This window comes from Lentimonas sp. CC4, assembly GCF_902728235.1.
Taxonomy (GTDB): Bacteria; Verrucomicrobiota; Verrucomicrobiia; order Opitutales; family Coraliomargaritaceae; genus Lentimonas.
The window spans coordinates 2,926,266-2,945,185 of sequence record NZ_CACVBO010000001.1; the positions used below are offsets into that span (position 1 = coordinate 2,926,266).

Sequence of the window (18,920 nt, forward strand, 5' to 3'; positions counted from 1 at the left end):
CCTATTCTATTAGTGCTGCGGATGTTAAGAATGGCACATATGGTAATCCTTTGTTCAAAGTCACGGGGCATCACAGCACCTATGATTTTACAGGCGTCACGATCAACTTTGATACCGATCTGCTGAAAGCATTTGGCCGTGAAGATGTGCACCAATTGCAGATCCTCGGTAATTACAATGTCTTAAAGAACCTCAAGATGGTCGATGTCGGTTCTAGGACAGATCGGCCGACATGGCGGGCAACTAATGTGGTGCTGGATGGTTCGTATAATCGTATTGAAGGCTTCCATATGACTGTCAAAGGCTCACGGCCCTACGGGTATGGCGATGCATTCGGCAAAGGCGGGAACTATGTGATCAAGCATTTTAAGCATTGCGGCATATTGATCCGAGGGGAGTCGAATCATGTCAAGGCGTGCACCATGATGCACATGGCCTATGGCCACGCTATCTACATGCAGGCAGCAAATAATGCGCTGATCGAGGATTGTTACGTCGAAGGTGAAATTCGCTCAACGGATGATATGTTGGCGGAGCGGGGCAGTGGTTCACCCGCTGACAAAGTGGACTTTAAAACCGTCTGGGGATATCCGCTTCCAGCAGGTTTTATGATGAGTCTTCAAGAGGGTGTCATTCGAGCCTACAACGGTGGTCACACGGTGATCGATGGTAAAGCATACGAGCGAAGCACAACCCATGTGACTGTAGTCAATTGCACGATCAAGAATATGAGAACTGGCATCACCCTGACACATGCTAAAGGCAAAAAACTCGTTCGAGGTTCAACTACGATAGGTTGCGAACGTGGGTTCTGTATCGGGTCTGGGGACATTATCAACTGTCGTGGCGATGCCCGCTATGGGCCAGTGTTTGGTATTGATTATGAGTCCAACCGAAATTGCAGGGCAGACATCACCATCTTGTCCAATGACGAGTCCTATAATGGAAATAGTCAATTGGCGTATATTATAGGCAACGGGCATTACATTACCTTTAGAGGATCTGCAATGGATCGAATCAAGCACTCACAATTGATATCGCTGGTCAATACGATGTGGTTCGTAGTCGTGATGCACCCGTTAAAGCAGCAAGCCATGTAGAGATTCACAATCTTACTACATACCCTCTGCGGATGGGGGTGAACAGCTCAGATACATTCGGTGAATCATGCGGAGTCATTATAAATCAGGGGACTAATAAGAATGTCGACCGAGCTGATTGCAACCAAGCCTATTAATAATTGGGGATTCGTGATAACGGTGCTATCAAGAAAACTCATTTTTCTGTCAACTATATGATCTAAATGCTTGGTATTTAGAAGAATGTGTCTAGGTTGATTACTCTAGTGCCATCGCTGGTGCGTTGGCTTTAACAGATAACAAAATAATTATGACAAAAAACGAACTCGTTGAAGCGCTCCAGAAGGAGCTTGGTCTAGAAAGCAAAGCAGCAGCAGGGCGCACACTTGATGCTGTCGGAGCTGTTTATTTGAAAGCACTTAAAAAGGCTGCCAAAGCAATCAAGAAACCGAAAAAGGGTGAAGCTGCTGTTAAGCCTGCTGTCGTCGCTGCACTACCAGGTGTTGGTAATTTCTACGTAGGTGCATCTGCTCCACGTAAGGCTCGTAACCCTCTCGATGGCTCATCTGTGAATGTAAAGGCTAAGCGTAAGATCTCTTTCAAGGCGGCTCCATCCATTTCTGCTAAGCTCTAATTTCAGTTTACCCCTGAATTTTTTATTGGGTTCCACGCACTTGCGTGGAGCCCATTTTTTTGTTCATCGTCTATGATGGGGAACGGACTCGTTGTGCAGTGAATCACAGAGATGGAACGAAGCTCAATTGCGTTGTGGCACGGGCTTCTCGGAGAGAGCCTGTTTTGCGTAGTCGAAGCCATGTTCTCCTGCCATTCGACCAGCTCATGATTACAAACCAACAGAAGGACGCATGCACCACAAATTTGAATCAGATACTCCCCAGTGTGCGGTGTGCCTGAACAGCCATCCCGCTAATCGACGATGAACCTTTTTTTTGCCTGAATGGATCTGAGTCGGGCTTCCAAGTCGTCGCAGAGTGGTAGGATCGAATGAGCTATCCTGATCTGGTTCATCCTATATTCAGGAGTTAGACGGAGGTCTGCCGTAGATGGCGCAGCAAGTTCGTCTTTGGTAATGAAGTGCTTAGAGCTTCGCCTGCTGAGCGCAGCGACACTTTATAATGCCCTTGTGTGCAAGCGAAGGGCGAAGCCATTTGGCGAATGGTCGATGGTTTATGATCACTGATGATCAGCTCATAACTCCTGTCTTCTAACTCCTAACTACTCTTTTTAGATTCATGCAGGTCTGACTTTGAGTCTGAATGTCTTCGTGCGTATTTCGGCTACTGTTTCTTCTCACTGGCGTAGATAGTGATGTTTGCGCTTTCCTGACCGAGGATCTCTTGTGCACGTTTGAGCGCATACTTGGTGGATAGGTTTGGTTGGTTTTCATTCCAGCGATAGAAGTTTTTTTCGCCGAGCTCGTCTAACAGGCCTGAGTTGCGGAAGACACTTTCGACTTCTTGGTGTGCGCCACTGACAATGATGTCCCGGCCTCTGGAGCGCGCGAAGCGAATGAGGTCTCGAATCGCCATGGCGGCGGTGCCGTCTAGTGCGTGCGCGTTGCGAGTGCGTAGGATGATGATACGCATCTCTGGGTGTTCGACGAGATTGCGCATTTGATCTAGCAGCGTATCGCACGAGGCGAAGAACATGTCGCCGTCGATGTGCACAATTGCGATGCTCGGGCGGCGTTGCTCGGGTGGTGTGAGTTCTTTTTCGACCAGTGCGCCTTTCTCGTCAAAGGCGATTTCTTTGAGCTGTGGACGTGCGGCCTTACGAATGAATAGCACGATGGACGCGGCGGTGCCGATGTAGATGGCAGTGTCGAGCGAGAGCACGAGTCCGCTACCAAGGGTAATGAAGAATACGCTGGCATCGCTCTTGGTTGTTTTTACGAAGAGTCGAATGTGCTCTTTGTTGATGAGCGAGAAGCCGACGGTGATGACGAGCGCTGCAAGCGCGGGCTTTGGTATGTAGGCGATGGCGGGGCCGAGCAGGATTAAGCCAGCGACCATTATCATGCCGCTAATCATACTGGACATGGAAGTTTTTGCGCCGCTATTGAAATTGAGAACCGAGCGTGTGAGCGAACCGGACACGGACATGCCTGAGCCGAATGCGCCGACGGCATTGGCGGCCCCCATACTGAGCATTTGTTGATTTAGATCAATGCGATCACCCGCTTGTGCGGCGAGGGTCTTGGCGATGGAGGCGCTCTCCAATAAGGAGAGGAAGGCAATGGCCAACGCAGTATTTGCTAATATTGGCAGATCCGTGAGTGTCGCGGAGGGGAGAGTCAGCGGCCATGAGCTGAAGGAGACGCCGCCAAGCATGGGCACTGTGATTGCAAGTGGCTTTAGGACGAACTCTGTGATCACCGCAATCAGTGCGAGTGTGAGTGCGACGGTTGGCAGTGCTTTACCATAGCGCTTGAGTGGTAAGTAGATGGCAAGTGTAATGCCAGCAACGAGTATGGAAGTCCATTGGCTGAGTTGAATGGATTTTATAATAATGATCAGCGAGGCGAGAAAGGTGCCAGCCCGTGGAACATCAAGGCCACAGACGGTCTTGAGTTGGTTGACTATGATTAAGCAGGCCGCAGCTGTGATGTAGCCGGTAACGACCGAACGGGATACGTATTGCACGATGCTGGCGACTTTGCAAAACGCCCCGAGAATCATGAAGCCTGCGACCATGAGCAGCAGCACTGGGAGGGCGGCCACCGCTTGTGCCTGATCGTAACCGAGCGTTAGAAATGCGCTGAGCAACATGACTGCGGTCGCGTTGGTCGGGCCAAGCATCACAAAGCGTGAGCTGGCGAGCATGGGGCCGGTGATCGAGGAGAGCGCCGAGCAATAGATGCCGAGTTGCACGGGTAGGCCTGCGATCAGCGCGTAGGCCATCGCCTGTGGGAAGTCGAGCAGGGCGACGTTAACGGCGGCGCGCGAGTCTGCCTTGGCCTTGGCCAAGGTGTAGTTTTTTAGGACGTCTTTAAGCGGAAAGAGACGTAGCCCGCTGGCCTTAAATGCCGATGTTACATTTGAAAATAGTGTGAACCCCATATTGCTGCCCGTTTGCTTGTGGTGTGTGTGAGTTCGGCAATGTGGGTAAGGAGGGGGGGCTCCGAATGGTTACGGTGTTGCGTTTGGGGTATTATAACCACCCGGAGCCTGTAAATTATTGATTGAAGTTTTCAGTGATGAGCACTTCCGTATCTTGGAGAGCGTTATATGCAAATTGTTGTGACGCTGGCAAGAGTGCATTATCTCCCCGCTGGAGTTCAGCGCCGTCAGTAGTTTCTTTGAGTGCACCGATCAGGACACTTAAGATGCGCGGCTGTGTTGCGTCGAAGCTCAGTGTTTCTCCCGCCTTGAGGCATACTTTGCGTAGGTCGAACACGTCACTTTCGGCGAGTGTTTGTGAGCCTCCATTAGGCTTTATCGTGTCGGGTTCGAAGTCGTTAAAATCTGAACTCTTCAGCGACTCCTCGATGTGTAAGTCGCGTGGTGAGCCATCGAGTCCGACGCGTCCCCAGTCGTAAACACGGTAGGTGGTGTCGGAGTTTTGCTGAATCTCGAGGATGAGATTGCCGCCGCCGATTGCGTGAATACGGCCGCTCGGGATGAAGATCGATTCACCCGCTTTCACCGATATGGTATGCACCAGTGATTCGAGTGTGTTGTTGGCCAGACCCGCTTCGAAGTCTTCACGTGTGACGCCGTTTTTGAGGCCAGCTATTAATGTAGCGTGCGGTTCGGCATCGGCGATATACCAGCACTCTGTCTTCGGCTCGCCATTCAGTTTTTGTGCGATGTCGGCGGGTGGGTGAACTTGGAGGCTTAGTTTCTCTTGGCAATCGAGCCACTTAACCAGAATTGGGAATGGACGCTCGGCAGGCCATCCCGCACCCATGATGCTTTCGGGGTCGGCGCTGATGAGTTCGCGGATCGTTTGGCCTTGGCTGGTTGTGGACTGTGCTTCGGGGCGATCGACGATCTCCCAGCTTTCACCGATCACTTTATTCTCTGGCAAGGTGCGGTTGAGCTTGTGGCTGAGGCTACGGCCCCCCCATACGCGTTCTTGGTAGATTGGGCTAAGCAGTATGTGTTTCATATATTAGATGTGTTTTAGGGTGATTGTTTTGTATTTCTTCGTTGCTCTGACATAATCTTCATCGAGGGGTCGATGAGATTAAAGGATTTCTTGTATGAGGGGCACGGATAATTGAGCCCACATTCGTCATCGAGTAGAGTGCCATTGGTCTGAAACGCGGTCTCAATTGTTTTGCCGTTGGCGTGCTTCTTTTGGAATTCGACTACCTTTCGGAAGTGGTCGACTCCCAAAAGTGTCGGTTCTCCGCCTCGAAAGACGAAGCTAACATCTTTGCTGGGCTGCGCGGCGATGTAGTCGCGAATAAATGTCTCTAACTTTTCGTCGGACATTCTCCACTTTTCATTTTCCGGATCGAACTGCTCCTTCTCCAAATAGAAGCAATATTTACAATCTAGATTGCAGATCGGTCCAATGGCTTTGGCTATGACGTGAACCCCCTCTCTAACGCTGGGTGTGTTCTGTGGATCTGGTGTCATTTTTTGTGATTGGATAGCTTGCTACCGTAATGAATGCAAAAAGTGCTTCACGTTGTAGTAAACCACTTCACGTCCTGATACTTAGAGCTTTTGCCTTATCCTGTATTTTGCCAAGTGAAATCCCTGAAATACGACTCCTAGTGTGTGGAGTATTTATCAGTATGTCTTGATCGTCTTAGCTTGGGTTACGATACTGCGGAATTTAACCAGTTCGGTCAAACGCCTAGCTCGAACCCTTTGGTGTAGGCCGAAAAATCCCGCAACCTTGTGGAAAGTTGCGGGATCTAAAATGGAGCCACCTGTCAGAGTCGAACTGACGACCTGATGATTACAAATCAACTGCTCTACCAACTGAGCTAAGGTGGCCTACTTACTGGATCGGGGACTTGAACCCCGAACCAATTGATTAAGAGTCAACTGCTCTACCAATTGAGCTAATCCAGCAAGTTTGTTTACGACCGAAATCGTTAACGAAGATGCGGAGATTGTTGCAGATTTTGCATCTGTCAAGTCATCGATTACATTCTTCGTGCTTCGAAAATAATTGTGAGATATTTCTGTTCGGATTTCTATTCGCGGAGCTGGGTTGAGCGTTTTTCGTGTGTGATTCGTGCTCCAGTTGCCTGTTGTGATTCTACACGTGCTTGTTACGTGGGCATAAAAAAATCCCGCGGTCTTGTGGAAAACCGCGGGATCTAAAATGGAGCCACCTGTCAGAGTCGAACTGACGACCTGATGATTACAAATCAACTGCTCTACCAACTGAGCTAAGGTGGCCTACTTACTGGATCGGGGACTTGAACCCCGAACCAATTGATTAAGAGTCAACTGCTCTACCAATTGAGCTAATCCAGCAAGTTTGTTTACGACCGAAATCGTTAACGAAGATGCGGAGACTGCTACAGAATTTGTATCTGTCAAGCCATCGATTGTTTTTTTTAATTTTCTTCGATTTCTTCCGTCGGGTCGGGCTTTGGGCCGCGCTGATGCTGCTTCTTGGAGTCTTTTCCGTTTTGTGCACGCGAGCCATTTTTATCACGGATCGTGGGTGGTGCTAGGAATCCTTGCTCTTCAAATACAGCGTTGCGGTCTTCTCGTGACATTCTTTTGAGTTTGTCACGCCATTCGTTGCGCTCTTCATGGGTCATGCTCATCCAGCGCTCACGCATTGCTTCGCGTTGCTCTTGTGGAATGGCTTTGAACTTTTCTCTCATCGCTTCGACTTTTTCTGGAGGCATGTCGCGCATCTTCCCGATCCGCTCACGCATCTTCTGCCTTTCTTCTGGAGGCATTTTCTCGATACGCTCGACGGTTTGACGAATACTTGCGAGCTGCGCGTCATCCATTTCAAGTAGGTGCAGCAGGAGACGACTTTCGCCGCCGCCTTTTGTTTTGCCTGGTCCTGCATCTCTGCTTTGACGTTGGCTTGGGCGCTCTGGCTTTTTCTCTGGTGCTGTGTCTTGAGCAAAGCTACTGGTTGCCGTGATCAGCGCACTGAGTAGGAGTGGTAATAGTTGTGTTGCTTTCATGGCCTATATTTCAAAGTAAAGGGCGTCAAATGTGCTGAGCAGGTCAGCGTTGTCTAAGGTGTCGTCTTGAAGCGTGCTGAGTGAGGCGAGGGCTTCTTCGAGTATGAAGATCTCCTGCATGTCCGCAGTGCTTAAGTTGTTGGTGGCTTCGTGTGTCTCTGTGGGCGTGGGAATACTTGCGACTTCAGTGGTGGGAGCCTTTGGCTTAAATTGCGTGAAGGTCAGCGCGATTGCGATCGCTGCGGCGATAGGCAAGGCGAAGCGCAGTAGCTGGCCGATGGGGCTGGTGCGGGTTTGTTTAGCCGGGAGTTCGTCCGCGGCGGCGAGCACGCGTGCGGCGAAGTCGTCGCTGGGCGTGATCGGACGACTGGCGAAGAGGTCGTCGATCTTTTTGTCGAGTGGGTCGCGTGGGTCTGTTGTTTTCATGAGGATAGAGTTGGAAAGTATGAAGTTGGCTGGTGACAGGTATGAAGGTGAAGGCGGTGCGTTAAGCGAAGTCTTTGAGTTCTTCGCGCAGGTGTGTGCGTGCTCGGTGTATCCAGGTTTTGACTGAGCTGAGGCTGGCATTGAGGGATTCTGCGATTTCCTCGTAGGCGAGGCCTTGTTGTTGTAGTAAGAGGATCGCACTACGTTGATTCTCGGGGAGTGCGGTCAGTGCGCGATGAAAGGCTTCTTCGATTTCGCGTGTGTTGTCGTTCGCTTCGGCTTGCTGCTGCATGACGAAGTCGGTGGGGTCGATGAAATCGAGTGGGCGTCTTGAGCTTTTGCGATAGCTATCAATTAGCCGGCGACGGGCGAGGGTAAATATGAAGGCGTTGAAGGTGCCGCGCGCGGTATAGCGTGAGGCGGCACGATAGAGTTCGAGAAAAGTCTCTTGGGCGAGGTCTTCGGCATCTGCGCGATTGTGTGTTGACCGGTAAAAGAAATTAATCAGCCGAGTCTGCCAGCGCTCGACGAGGCTGGCGAAAGCGCTGCGATCACCTTCAGCGAGGGCACGTAGGCAGGCACTGTCAATATCTTCAACGATCGGCGTGGGGGTAGTGGTTTGGGGTGCTCTCTCCATAATACCAGCTGGCGCGGTTGGAGATGTGCTCCAAACTCCTGTCGTGGTCTGTTCGTGTGTAATCATGCTTACTCAATCAATCGGTATATTGCAAAGAAAGTTGCACGAAATCGTATGATTTATTCACCGCATCATGGCGCAGTCGAAGTGGTGCATTATTTTGGGGATATTTATGCACATAAAACGACCTTTCTGTCGTTTGCCGATTAGGTCTGTAAGTATGCGGGATACGAACGATTTGATGTCTGAGTTATTCACAGTTTTTTACAGGCCCATGAGGTCAGGTCACTAGATGTAGTGCGTTTTTTACATAAATATACGATATACAGTGTTCATTTATTTGACAGGGGAGATATAGGCACACACTGTTCTGACTTCCGAACGACATCGTTTGCTACCCAATACGTTCTATCTTACTACCTTTCAACGCCTTCAGATGCTGCGACAGCTGTCTCTGTTAAGTTGACTGTAATTTAGTCCTTTTTGAGCGAATTTTTAAGTCACATCTACAACTCATACTAATAATGGAAAAATCCTATACAATCGGCGATAAAACCTTCGTTCTTGACCAAGCGAAAGCAGAAGAGGCATTCAACGCGAAAAAGATCATTAATGGTAAAGACACGATGTTCTTTAACATTTTGCCGCTCAAATATACATGGGCCTACGATCTCTATAAGACCATGAAGAACAATCATTGGGAGCCGGAAGATATCCCAATGCAGAAGGATGTAGAGCTTTGGCGCAGTGCTGAGCTTTCTGATGCCGAGCGTTGGATTATTAAGATGGCGATCGGTTATTTCTCTGCGGCGGAAGGCATTGTAGGTGACAATATCCAGCATGTGACCCGTGAGCTTGTCACAGCACCAGAGCTAAAGCTTCTCCTCGGTCGCCACGCTCACGAAGAGAATATCCACGCTGATTCCTTGGTTTACATGATCAGCTCTCTGGGCATCAATCCGCACGAGTGTGAGGCGATGTTCGAAGATATCCCGACGATCAAGCGCAAGACTGACTTCGTCGTGACCAATTCCCGTGGCCTACGCCGCGACATGGATTTGACTACCACTAAGGACAAGCAAGCATTCACCAAGAACCTCTTCCTTTTCGGTCAGTGCATGGAAGGCACACAGTTCTATGGCCTCTTCGGCATGGTGTTGTCGCTTTACCGCCAGAACAAGTTCCCAGGTATCGGCCAGATGTTCCGCTACACGCTGCGCGACGAGTCCAACCACATTGAGGTCTTCCGTAACTTGATCATGGATTTGGTTGAAGAGAATGAAGATGTCTGGACACCTGAGTTTAAAGAGGAGCTACGCGACTTGATGCGCGAAGCCATTTCTCTAGAGAAAGACTTCATCCGCGACTGCTTGCCGGTCAATTCCGTCGGCCTCAGTGCAGATGAGTTCTGCCAATACTGTGATTACATCGCAGACCGCCGCCTCGAAGACGTTGGCCTCGAGCCGCTGTCTCCTGGTGCCGAAAACCCATTCCCATGGCTTGCGGAGATGATGGATATTAAGAAGGAGCAAAACTTCTTCGAAGGTCGAGTCACTGAATACCAGAAGGCATCTGCCCTTGGTCAATTCGACGACGACGATCTGTAAACAAAGCTTTTCGATTTAACATTTCCGGAGTGCGGACCATGTTCGCACTCCGTTTTTCATACGACTGATTCACACTGACTAGGCCTGCCCAGCCACCCCAAACCACTTACTAACTCTTAGCCAAATAACACCTAATGATCCAAAAAATCTCATTCGAAGAAGATCTCGAACTCAAGCGTTACGCCACTACCCCTAAAGAAAAGAAGCCTCGCTTCGACTGGGCCGGCGTGCTCGGTGATGACCGTTTCCAACGTCCAGAAATTAAGATCGATGCCGAAGGCGGCGAGCGTGATTTCGACCTCGCAGAAATCGCTGATACGATCGGTGCTGCCTTGACCGATCTGCTCCTTTCTCGTGATGAGCAGGAGATTTTCACCGATGTGAATCAAAAGTTTGTGGCCAAGGTTGCAGACAGTGTGGGCGCAGTGTTGGCCGATCAAATCGATCAAGGTCGTTCACTCAAGTTGTCCACGCATGACATCCACATGCTGATTGAGAAGGCACTGATCGAGAGCGATGCGCACGATGTCGCCCGCAGCCTTATGTTTGGACGTAACAAGTCTAAGCGTCTCGACGAACGCGAGCCAGTCGCCATCCGTTTGATCCGCCGCAACGGTCAGGTCGTGCCGTGGTGCGAGTCCAAGATCGAGATCGCTGTGCGTAAGTCGTTCCTTTCCCTGCACCTCGATTCCGAGCCAGCCATCGACATTGCACGTGCGGTGACTGATCGCCTCAACGTCGGCGGCCAAGCCTTCATCAACATCGAAGACGTCCAAGACGCCGTCCAAGAAGAGATGATGCGCCAAGGTCATTTCAAGGTGGCTGAGGCTTACATTCTTTATCGCGCGCGCCGTTCACATGTTCGCGAAGAAGAGGGCATTGCTCCCGTCCCAGAGAGCGAGCAAGAATCCATGATCGTCGTCACCGAAGAAAACGGTGACACCAATTTCTGGGATGCAATCGATCTCAAGCGCCGCATCGAATTCGGCTCCATCGGCCTCGACCTCAATCTCAGTGCCGCTGAGATTGAGAAAGAACTGCGCCGCTCACTCTACCCAGAGATGAAGCGCGCAGACTTGCAGAAGACCATCATTCTCAATGCCAAGAGCATGATCGAGAAAGATGCCGACTTCGCCAAGTTTGCAGGACGTGTCCTCCTTACATATATCTACGAAGAAGTGCTCGGCTGGGATATCGTTCGCGACGGCGTCGATAGCCTCAAAGAAGCGCACCGCCGTGGCTTCAAGCCATACCTGAAGCGCGCCATCGAAATCGACCGCGTCAATCCCAAGCTGCTCGACTTCGATCTCGATAAGATCGCAGCATCGCTCGATCCATCCGCCGATCTCGATTTCGATTACCTCGGCGTGCAGACCATGTATGACCGCTACTTGATCGTCGATAAGACAGCCAAGAAGCACCTCCGCCTCGAAGTGCCACAGTATTTCTGGATTCGTGTCGCCATGGGACTTTTCCATCACGAGAAGGACGATCGCGAAGGTTACGCACTGCGCCTTTACAACCTCTACAAGAGCCGTCGTTTCTGCTCTTCTACGCCGACACTCTTCAACTCCGGCACGCTGCACTCACAGCTCTCGTCTTGCTACCTCTACAAGGTCGACGATAGCATCGAGTCAATCATGCACCGTGGTATCGCGGACAATGCCTTCCTCTCTAAATGGGCAGGCGGCCTCGGTGGTTCATGGACTGCGGTTCGTGGCACAGGTGGTTTCATTAAAGGCACCAACGGCGAGTCGCAAGGCGTCATCCCATTCCTGAAGTTGCACAATGACCAACTCGTAGCCGTCAACCAAGGTGGCAAGCGTCGCGGTTCCGGTTGTGCGTATCTCGAAACTTGGCACAACGACCTCGACGATTTCCTCGAATTGCGTAAGAACACCGGAGACGACCGTCGCCGCACGCACGACATGAACACAGCCAACTGGATTCCAGACTTGTTCATGAAGCGCATGGAAGCACGTGGCGTGTGGACACTGTTCCGCTCGAACGAATGCCCAGACCTGCACGACCTTTACGGTAAAGCCTTCGAAGAACGCTACTGCGAATATGAAGCCATGGCTGAGCGCGGCGAAATCTTCGGTCAAAAGCGTCCCGCGATCGACCTGTGGAAGTCCATGCTCAAGATGATCTTCGAAACAGGGCACCCTTGGATCACGTTCAAAGATCCTTGCAACGTTCGTAGCCCACAAGATCACTGCGGCGTCATTCATAGCTCCAATCTCTGCACAGAGATCACGCTTAATACCAGCGACGAAGAAACGGCCGTCTGCAATCTCGGTTCGGTCGTGCTCGACTCGCACCTGGATAAGGATGGTAACCTCGACCACGCCAAGCTTCGCGAAACGATCAGTATCGCAGTGCGCGCACTCGACAATGTGATCGACATTAACTTCTACCCAACACCATCTGCGAAGACAGCCAATAGCCGTCACCGCCCAATCGGTCTTGGTATCATGGGGCTACAAAATGCACTCTATAAGAAGGACATCGCTTTTGCTTCTCAAGCAGCCGTCGAGTTCAATGACGAGTTCATGGAAGCGATTGCTTACTATGCGTATGAAGCATCCAGCGACATCGCTGCAGAGCACGGCACTTACAGCACCTATAAGGGCTCCAAGTGGGATCGCGGCCTCATGCCACAAGACACACTCGATATGCTTGCAGCAGAGCGTGGCGAAGAAGTCGCTGTGCCACGTGCTGGTAAGATGGACTGGAAGCCACTGCGCGAAAAGATCGCGAAGCACGGTATGCGTAACTCCAATGTTCTGGCGATCGCTCCAACAGCGACGATCTCCAACATCATGGGCACCACACCCTGCATCGAGCCGACTTATAAGAATCTCTTCGTGAAGAGTAATCTCTCCGGCGACTTCATCGTGCTCAATGCCCACCTGGTCCGCGACCTCAAGAATCGCGGCCTTTGGACCGCTGAGATGCTTGACCAAGTTAAATACTTCGATGGTGAGCTCGATGCGATCGAAGGCGTCCCACAAGACCTCGTCGAGAAATACACCACAGCATTCGGTATCGAATACAAATACTTCATCGATGCTGCCGCACGTCGTCAGAAATGGATCGACCAATCACAATCGGTCAATCTCTTCATCGCGTCGCCGGACATCAAGACACTCTCGCACATGTATCGTGATGCATGGCGCAAGGGACTCAAGACGACTTACTACCTCCGCTCACTCGGTGCTTCCAATATTGAGAAAGCCACGACCAGCGTGAAGAAGGAAGTCCGCGGCCGCGCCGGCCAAACCGACGCCGCCGCTCCTAAAAAGGAGTTCACCAAAGAAGAGGTCAAAGCCTGCTCCCTCGAAGCCATGATGAACGGCGAAGAGTGCGAAGCCTGCCAGTAAGTTTCCTTAAGATAGTGTTATTATCTTATTAGTGTTAAAAGCCGCATCCGAAAGGGTGCGGCTTTTTTTTATAAAAATTCGTGCGCTTCGTAAACAACCACTCTACATCTAGTGACATGCCAAAAAAGAAAACCGCGAAGAAGGCCTCAAAACCTAGCACAACCGCCTACCAGGCTCCTCAATTTCTAGTTGATCTGCTTGATGCACGCTCCCCAACTGGGCATGAATACGAAGCACAAGCAGTAGTCGATCAACATGTTGAATCGGAAGTCGATGTGTATCGTAAGGATACCATGGGCAATCGCTTTGCCACAGTAAACCCAGAGGGTGATCCTTCGATCCTCTTTGCAGGTCACATCGATGAGCTAGGCCTCATCATTACCTATATCAATGATCAGGGCTTCGTCTATTTCGATACGCTTGGTGGCCATGATAAGTCGATGATCTCTGGTCGTCGTGTGTCGATTTTGACAAGTAATGGTGTGGTCAAGGGTGTCACTGGTAAGCGTGCCATCCACTTGATGAGCCCAGAGGATCGTAAGAAAGTTCCAGAGACACACGAAATCTGGATCGATCTCGGCGTGAAGAATAAGGAAGAAGCTGAGGCCTTGGTGCGTATTGGCGATAGCGCGGTATATGACCAGAGCTTCGAGTTGATTCGTGGCAGTGTTGGTGTGGCTCGTGCATTTGATGACAAGGCTGGTGCTTATGCGGTCATGGAAGCAGTGCTTCGTTTGTCGAAAGAGAAGAAGCTGTCTGCTCGAGTGACTGCTGCTGCGACGACTCAAGAAGAGATCGGCACACGCGGTGCGATGACTGCTGCCTTCTCTGAAAACCCAGACTTTGCGATCGCAGTGGACGTTGGTCATGCTACCGATTCGCCGGATTGCGATCCGCGTAAATACGGAATGTTCAAACAGGGCGGTGGTCCGATCATTTGTCGTGGCCCGAATATCAACCCAGTCATTTTTGATAAGATTGTGGCAGCAGCGGAAGCGAATGACATCCCGTATCAAATCGAGGCCGATCCGCGCCCGACTGGCACGGATGCGCGCGCGATTCAAGTTGCTCAGTCCGGAATTGCTACAGGGCTGCTATCTATCCCACTGCGCTACATGCACACACCGAGCGAAATGGTCGATCTAGAAGACATAGAGCACACCGTTCAACTGTTGGTGGCAGTTTCCAAGTCACTTAAGAAGGGTGAGCGCGGTATTTGGTAGAGCAAGTCGCCTGATTGATGTTTAGAATTGAGAAAATCCATGTTGCTCCCGAATGGGAGCAGCAACTTTCTGTTGCGGGACTCTTGGATGTCGAATCGCTCACTACACGTGAGTTCGATTGGTTTGAGCGTCCGAACAAACGGCTCGGGGGCTGGAGTGGGGTGTCCCGCTTGTATCTGAATCCCGATGCGCCGAAAGATGAGCAGGTTGCGCTTTTTTTGAAGATTCAGAATAACCACTGCTACCGCACCATTGGCAATAGCTTTAAGAAGCGACTGACTTTTGAACGAGAGATGGATGCCTTCGAGGCGCTCAAAGATTTGGGTGTGTTGCCTGAGTTGCTGCTTTTTGCTAAATGGCGCACGGCTGATGGCGATGTCGGTTCGTTGATCATTACCAAGGAGCTCAGAGGCTTTGTTGAGTTAGAGGGTTTGCTGAAAACGATTCGATCGACGCAGTCACAGTCTGATACCTCGATTCGTAAGGCATTGCGTGCAGTTGCGGACGCGACGCGTGCTATGCATGCAACTGGCTGGGCGCATTTTGCCTACAAGCCGAAGCATGTATTCATCAGCACAGAATCCGAACCAGAGCATCAAATACGGCTCATCGATTTCGAGCGTGCCAGGCGTCCACTGAGCGCAAAGACGTTTGTGACTGAAGATCTGTCACGCTTCTTGAGGCATAGCCGGTTTCTTAGTCGTGAGCAGAAACTACAATTCCTGCTCGATTACTTTCAGGTCGAGTCGTTTGACCCGAAGCAACAACGCTTAGTCGATCAACTGGAGACAGATAAGAGCCTGCGGGTAGGTAAAGCGCTGAAACCTGCAGTGGCTTAGGTTATAGAGCTAAAGTGTCGCGAGTTTAAATGAGTTCACTTTCTCATTTTAATTTATATGTTAATGATTGATAGATGAACTAGACGCGGGTGGCTTTATGCGCATAGTAGTGGGTATGAAGCAACCACTACTATCCTCTAAGCTTTATGCTACTCGCCACCAAGGTGGCTTTACCCTGATCGAACTTTTGACCGTTATCGCCATTGTTGGTGTGTTGGCCGCTATTTTAATCCCAGCGCTAGGGAAGGTGCGAGAACGCTCTATGATGACGAAGAAGACGTCGAACTACCGTCAATACTTCATCGCCAATACACTGTATGCCAATGACAATAAGGGCTACACCTGTCCTGCGAAGGATGCTCGCAATGGTGGTGAGCTCTGGCAGATCCTATTGTCGCCTTATCTAGTCGGTGCCGAGAAGAATCAGGTCCGAACTGATCTTGAAATCTTTAGAGATCCGTTTTTCGAAGAGTATAATTCGGAACAGTCTTGGCTCGGTGGAGTGGGGATGAACGTCAAAATTCGCCTGCCAGAGTCGACTGCTGAAAACGTCTATTGGAACGAGGCGGCAATTGAAGATGGCCGTGGTGAAGACTTTAAGCTCGGTATGATCAAGGAGCCGGCTACCCGTATTTTTATGGGTGATTCGACCAACTGGTTTGTGAACACGAAAAAAGTAGCAACGAACCGGCACGAGGATAATACGAAGGGCATGTTTGTTCGTTTCGATGGCAGCGTGGAACTCCTCGATGCGGATCAAGCCACACTCGCACTCGAAGATCCTGCAGCACTCAGAAGTCAGTAGCCAGTAGTTGGTAACTACTTCTTAAGAGATTTGTAGGCGCAGTATGCGCCTACAATTATGTCTGTTATTTGATTCCCTGAGTCTGGACTAGAGGTTACCGAGCTCTGCCATTGCGTATCGAGAAGGTGCTGCCTTGAACTTTAAAAAATGTGAGGAGGCTTTACCTTACTGTAGCGAGATCTCGCCAGTCTCCACGACGGTCGTAGATGGCATCCATTTTGAGGTTGTGCCGAGCTTTGCTTTCAATTCGTAGTTCAGCATATCTTGTGGAGCATTGATGAGTTTCTGGAGGAGGCGGGCGCTACTAAATAAGCTGGCAGCTGAACTGACTGAGACAATTTCTTCACTGTAGCCTTCAATCGATGGCAGATCCTTTGCAGTGCCCGTTACGACTTCGATTCCTTCCAGGCTAAGCTCATAGTAGAGTCCGCTGAGATTGATGGGTTCGGCATTGGGGTTCACGATACGCAGCTGAATGGTGAATTGCAGTGCGCTACTACCAGTTTCGCTCTTACTGATACCGACGACATCGACCTTTGGGTCGATGTGGTTCTTGTCGAGCGTCGCGCAACCGCTCAATCCGAGAGCTGCTATGAGAGTGAGGGACAGGAGGGCACGGAGCGAAGGTTTCATTGGGGAACGCTAGGAGCTCCACTCATATTCCGCAAGACGGATTCGTGCCGCACCTGACTCATTCTTGTGTGTGTAGCGGGAGCGGAAACCAATTACGATCTGTGCAGATAGTCTGTGCTTAACGTATTTCCACCTGTATGGACTCTGGCAGGGCGTCGATTTGCTCTTCAGTGAATTGGTTAGGGGAGATGGTAAGTCGTTGTAGGGTAGGGAATTGATCGATGGCGTATAGGTTGGATATCAGGCAGTTACGGATATCTAGTTCTTTAAGTTCCAATCCGAAGAGGTGAGTGAGCGAGTAAATGTTGGAGTCACTTATATCGAGTGTTTCAATAGGGAGAAAGCAGAGCAGCGATGGTTTTTCGTCTTCTCGAGCAAGCGCAAGGATGTGTAGTCCTTCACCGTGAAGAGCTAGGTGTTTGCGCTCTGTGTTGTAGTGGAAGTGCTCTGTGTTCCATTCGGGATTGAAAAACTTTAGCACCTCCTTGATGACCTGATCGTAGCCTTGTAGGTCTTGTCGTGTCGCAACATCGTAGGTGAGCATCTTTTTGATTAAGGCTTTGCGCTTTGATGCTTCTTTGTTGGCTGCCATCATTTGTATGACGTCGCTGAATGCTTTGATTGGGGGCCGCTGTGCGCTGCTGTCAATCGATGGCAGTATTTCCATTATTTGGAGTAGATCGTTGATGACTTTGATCTCTCCGCTGTAGTTTTCCCTGTATTCATTCGCGGCCTTAAAGTTGAGGGTCAGGAAATTGAAATACAGTTTCTGACGGGCGAGGAGTTCATTATTGGGATCCACGCTGAGGCCGGTTTCAATTTCGGCAAAGGCTTGTTCGACTGCTTCGATGGGGCGGCCGTAGAAGTATTCGTTACTTAGTTGCCGACTCAGTTCATATTTTTCCAGCGAGAAGGTTTTACTCAGTTCGTGTCGGGCAGTGTGCTCTTGGTCGTAAAGAGCCAGTGCCTGTTGAGCATTTAGTCGGGCCTCGTGCTCGCTGGCTTTGCTTTGCTCGATACGACTAATGAACAGTGTCGTGAAGAGCATCAGCAGTAGACTAGCGCCCAAGACGATATTGCTCACGGTTCGGTTACGGCGATAGAACAGCGCGAGTTCCTGAGAGAAGCTGCTTTGCTCTGCGGAGGGGGAGTAGCCATCCTGATACTGCCGTATGTCGTCCACCAAGTCTTCAGCATTTTTGTATCTGTCTTCAGGCCGGGGCGCCGTCGCTTTGGCTATGATCGCTCTTAGTGGCGGTGGCAGTTCCGTTTGGGGAAGCGAGAGGGTTTGTGACAATGTGCCGTCGGTGGTGCGGGTGATGATCTCTTGGTTGGTTCCGGTGATCGGGCTCTTTTGGGTGAGTAGGAAATAGAGAATGCAACCAAGCGCATAGATGTCGGTGCGTGGAGTCTTGTCGCCATCGGCTGCGAGCTGTTCGGGGGCCATGAAGCCAGGCGTTCCTTTAATTTGTCCGTGTAGCGTGCCAGTGGCTTTTAAATCTTCATCCAGGTCCCATGCCTCAATTTCGGGGCTGTGTAAGTCGTGCTCGCCAACGATCTTAGCGAGTCCCCAGTCGCACACCACGATGCCTCCATAGCCACTGATCTGGATGTTGGACGGTTTCAGGTCCAGATGCAGAATGCCTTTGGCGTGCGCATAGGCGACGGCGTCGCAGATACGAATATAGAGATCGAGTGACACATTTTCAGTGGATGAGGGCGTGTCCTGTTCGAGCGTCTCAATATAGTGCTGCAACGACTGACCTGACTTCAGATCCATCGTGAAGAACGGCCGTTTCTCAGCTGTGATACCTAGGTCATGGATCTTGATTATATTCGGATGATCCAATTGTGCGGCGATCCAGGCTTCATGAATGAAGGGGTCAAAGCGGTCGCTCGGAGTCTCTGGTGCCAGCAGGGCCATGGCCACGTGGCGACGGGTATACTTGTCGTAGGCCTTGAAGATTTGCTTCATGCCACCGGAGGCAATCTCTTCGATGATCTCATAACGATCTACTTCCTGCACAATCGATGCAAAGGAGGGGTTGATTTCATCTTCTGTAAGCGAATCAATTTGCTCCGTGAGATCATACATCATTCGCAGTGCCTTATCTGCGGCATCGTTTGTGGGGTTGGTGTGCTCTGCGCTCAT

Annotated in this window: 15 protein-coding genes and 4 tRNA genes; 7 read left to right on the forward strand and 12 right to left on the reverse strand. The window is 50.6% G+C overall.

The features are described 5' to 3' along the window. The first annotated feature begins 50 nt into the window (after positions 1-50). Positions 51-1,100: a right-handed parallel beta-helix repeat-containing protein gene (locus GZZ87_RS12580; RefSeq protein WP_162025005.1), complete on the forward strand. Its 1,050-nt coding sequence runs from the start codon at positions 51-53 to the stop codon at positions 1,098-1,100. Positions 1,101-1,389: 289 nt separating this feature from the next. Next, entirely contained in the window at positions 1,390-1,713 is a 324-nt protein-coding gene (locus GZZ87_RS12585; protein ID WP_244648098.1) for an HU family DNA-binding protein, read from the forward strand. Positions 1,714-2,377: 664 nt separating this feature from the next. Here the strand turns inward: GZZ87_RS12585 and GZZ87_RS12590 are convergent. The 10 genes from GZZ87_RS12590 to GZZ87_RS12635 all read right to left on the reverse strand — a co-directional run bounded on the left by GZZ87_RS12590 (position 2,378) and on the right by GZZ87_RS12635 (position 8,344). Then, positions 2,378-4,159 (reverse strand): SulP family inorganic anion transporter, encoded by a 1,782-nt coding sequence (locus tag GZZ87_RS12590; protein WP_162025004.1) that lies wholly within the window; start codon positions 4,157-4,159, stop codon positions 2,378-2,380. 115 nt (positions 4,160-4,274) lie between these two features. Further along, positions 4,275-5,210: a type I phosphomannose isomerase catalytic subunit gene (locus GZZ87_RS12595; RefSeq protein WP_162025003.1), complete on the reverse strand. Its 936-nt coding sequence runs from the start codon at positions 5,208-5,210 to the stop codon at positions 4,275-4,277. 14 nt (positions 5,211-5,224) lie between these two features. Next, positions 5,225-5,686, reverse strand: a complete 462-nt coding sequence (locus GZZ87_RS12600) for a radical SAM protein (protein WP_162025002.1) — start codon at positions 5,684-5,686, stop codon at positions 5,225-5,227. A 290-nt stretch (positions 5,687-5,976) separates the two neighbouring features. Continuing rightward, positions 5,977-6,052 (reverse strand) — tRNA-Thr (locus GZZ87_RS12605). A 5-nt stretch (positions 6,053-6,057) separates the two neighbouring features. Beyond that, positions 6,058-6,130 (reverse strand) — tRNA-Lys (locus GZZ87_RS12610). A gap of 257 nt (positions 6,131-6,387) precedes the next feature. Beyond that, positions 6,388-6,463, reverse strand: a tRNA-Thr gene (locus tag GZZ87_RS12615). 5 nt (positions 6,464-6,468) lie between these two features. Beyond that, positions 6,469-6,541, reverse strand: a tRNA-Lys gene (locus GZZ87_RS12620). An 83-nt stretch (positions 6,542-6,624) separates the two neighbouring features. Beyond that, positions 6,625-7,215 (reverse strand): DUF3106 domain-containing protein, encoded by a 591-nt coding sequence (locus tag GZZ87_RS12625; RefSeq protein WP_162025001.1) that lies wholly within the window; start codon positions 7,213-7,215, stop codon positions 6,625-6,627. A gap of 3 nt (positions 7,216-7,218) precedes the next feature. After that, the gene (locus GZZ87_RS12630; RefSeq protein WP_162025000.1) at positions 7,219-7,641 is read right to left on the reverse strand and encodes a hypothetical protein; all 423 of its coding nucleotides are present in this window, start codon (positions 7,639-7,641) and stop codon (positions 7,219-7,221) included. 61 nt (positions 7,642-7,702) lie between these two features. Further along, positions 7,703-8,344, reverse strand: coding sequence for a sigma-70 family RNA polymerase sigma factor (locus GZZ87_RS12635; RefSeq protein WP_162024999.1), 642 nt, complete (start codon positions 8,342-8,344; stop codon positions 7,703-7,705). A 458-nt stretch (positions 8,345-8,802) separates the two neighbouring features. On the opposite strand from GZZ87_RS12635, the gene GZZ87_RS12640 reads away from it, so the two are divergent. From GZZ87_RS12640 to GZZ87_RS12660, 5 genes are all read left to right on the forward strand, one after another. Then, complete coding sequence (locus GZZ87_RS12640) at positions 8,803-9,885, forward strand: ribonucleotide-diphosphate reductase subunit beta (RefSeq protein ID WP_162024998.1); 1,083 nt, start codon at positions 8,803-8,805, stop codon at positions 9,883-9,885. A gap of 134 nt (positions 9,886-10,019) precedes the next feature. Beyond that, positions 10,020-13,268: a ribonucleoside-diphosphate reductase subunit alpha gene (locus GZZ87_RS12645; protein WP_162024997.1), complete on the forward strand. Its 3,249-nt coding sequence runs from the start codon at positions 10,020-10,022 to the stop codon at positions 13,266-13,268. A 116-nt stretch (positions 13,269-13,384) separates the two neighbouring features. Beyond that, positions 13,385-14,491, forward strand: a complete 1,107-nt coding sequence (locus GZZ87_RS12650) for a M20/M25/M40 family metallo-hydrolase (protein ID WP_162024996.1) — start codon at positions 13,385-13,387, stop codon at positions 14,489-14,491. Between the two features lie 17 nt (positions 14,492-14,508). Then, a complete protein-coding gene (locus GZZ87_RS12655) occupies positions 14,509-15,330 on the forward strand; it encodes a lipopolysaccharide kinase InaA family protein (protein WP_162024995.1) in 822 nt (273 codons plus the stop codon). Positions 15,331-15,445: 115 nt separating this feature from the next. Then, a complete protein-coding gene (locus GZZ87_RS12660) occupies positions 15,446-16,135 on the forward strand; it encodes a prepilin-type N-terminal cleavage/methylation domain-containing protein (protein ID WP_162024994.1) in 690 nt (229 codons plus the stop codon). Positions 16,136-16,300: 165 nt separating this feature from the next. Here the strand turns inward: GZZ87_RS12660 and GZZ87_RS12665 are convergent, their stop codons facing one another. Both GZZ87_RS12665 and GZZ87_RS12670 read right to left on the reverse strand, forming a co-directional pair. Further along, the gene (locus GZZ87_RS12665; protein ID WP_162024993.1) at positions 16,301-16,768 is read right to left on the reverse strand and encodes an LEA type 2 family protein; all 468 of its coding nucleotides are present in this window, start codon (positions 16,766-16,768) and stop codon (positions 16,301-16,303) included. Positions 16,769-16,886: 118 nt separating this feature from the next. After that, positions 16,887-18,920 (reverse strand): serine/threonine-protein kinase, encoded by a 2,034-nt coding sequence (locus GZZ87_RS12670; RefSeq protein ID WP_162024992.1) that lies wholly within the window; start codon positions 18,918-18,920, stop codon positions 16,887-16,889.

Bases quoted from the DNA above. Each gene is read 5' to 3' on its own strand.
- GZZ87_RS12600 (WP_162025002.1), bottom strand. From the start codon at position 5,686: ATGACACCAGATCCACAGAACACACCCAGCGTTAGAGAGGGGGTTCAC.
- GZZ87_RS12590 (WP_162025004.1), bottom strand. From the start codon at position 4,159: ATGGGGTTCACACTATTTTCAAATGTAACATCGGCATTTAAGGCCAGC.
- GZZ87_RS12665 (WP_162024993.1), bottom strand. From the start codon at position 16,768: ATGAAACCTTCGCTCCGTGCCCTCCTGTCCCTCACTCTCATAGCAGCT.
- GZZ87_RS12645 (WP_162024997.1), top strand. From the start codon at position 10,020: ATGATCCAAAAAATCTCATTCGAAGAAGATCTCGAACTCAAGCGTTAC.
- GZZ87_RS12625 (WP_162025001.1), bottom strand. From the start codon at position 7,215: ATGAAAGCAACACAACTATTACCACTCCTACTCAGTGCGCTGATCACG.
- GZZ87_RS12635 (WP_162024999.1), bottom strand. From the start codon at position 8,344: ATGATTACACACGAACAGACCACGACAGGAGTTTGGAGCACATCTCCA.
- GZZ87_RS12585 (WP_244648098.1), top strand. From the start codon at position 1,390: ATGACAAAAAACGAACTCGTTGAAGCGCTCCAGAAGGAGCTTGGTCTA.
- GZZ87_RS12655 (WP_162024995.1), top strand. From the start codon at position 14,509: ATGTTTAGAATTGAGAAAATCCATGTTGCTCCCGAATGGGAGCAGCAA.
- GZZ87_RS12650 (WP_162024996.1), top strand. From the start codon at position 13,385: ATGCCAAAAAAGAAAACCGCGAAGAAGGCCTCAAAACCTAGCACAACC.
- GZZ87_RS12595 (WP_162025003.1), bottom strand. From the start codon at position 5,210: ATGAAACACATACTGCTTAGCCCAATCTACCAAGAACGCGTATGGGGG.
- GZZ87_RS12640 (WP_162024998.1), top strand. From the start codon at position 8,803: ATGGAAAAATCCTATACAATCGGCGATAAAACCTTCGTTCTTGACCAA.
- GZZ87_RS12660 (WP_162024994.1), top strand. From the start codon at position 15,446: ATGAAGCAACCACTACTATCCTCTAAGCTTTATGCTACTCGCCACCAA.
- GZZ87_RS12670 (WP_162024992.1), bottom strand. From the start codon at position 18,920: ATGAGCGCAGAGCACACCAACCCCACAAACGATGCCGCAGATAAGGCA.
- GZZ87_RS12630 (WP_162025000.1), bottom strand. From the start codon at position 7,641: ATGAAAACAACAGACCCACGCGACCCACTCGACAAAAAGATCGACGAC.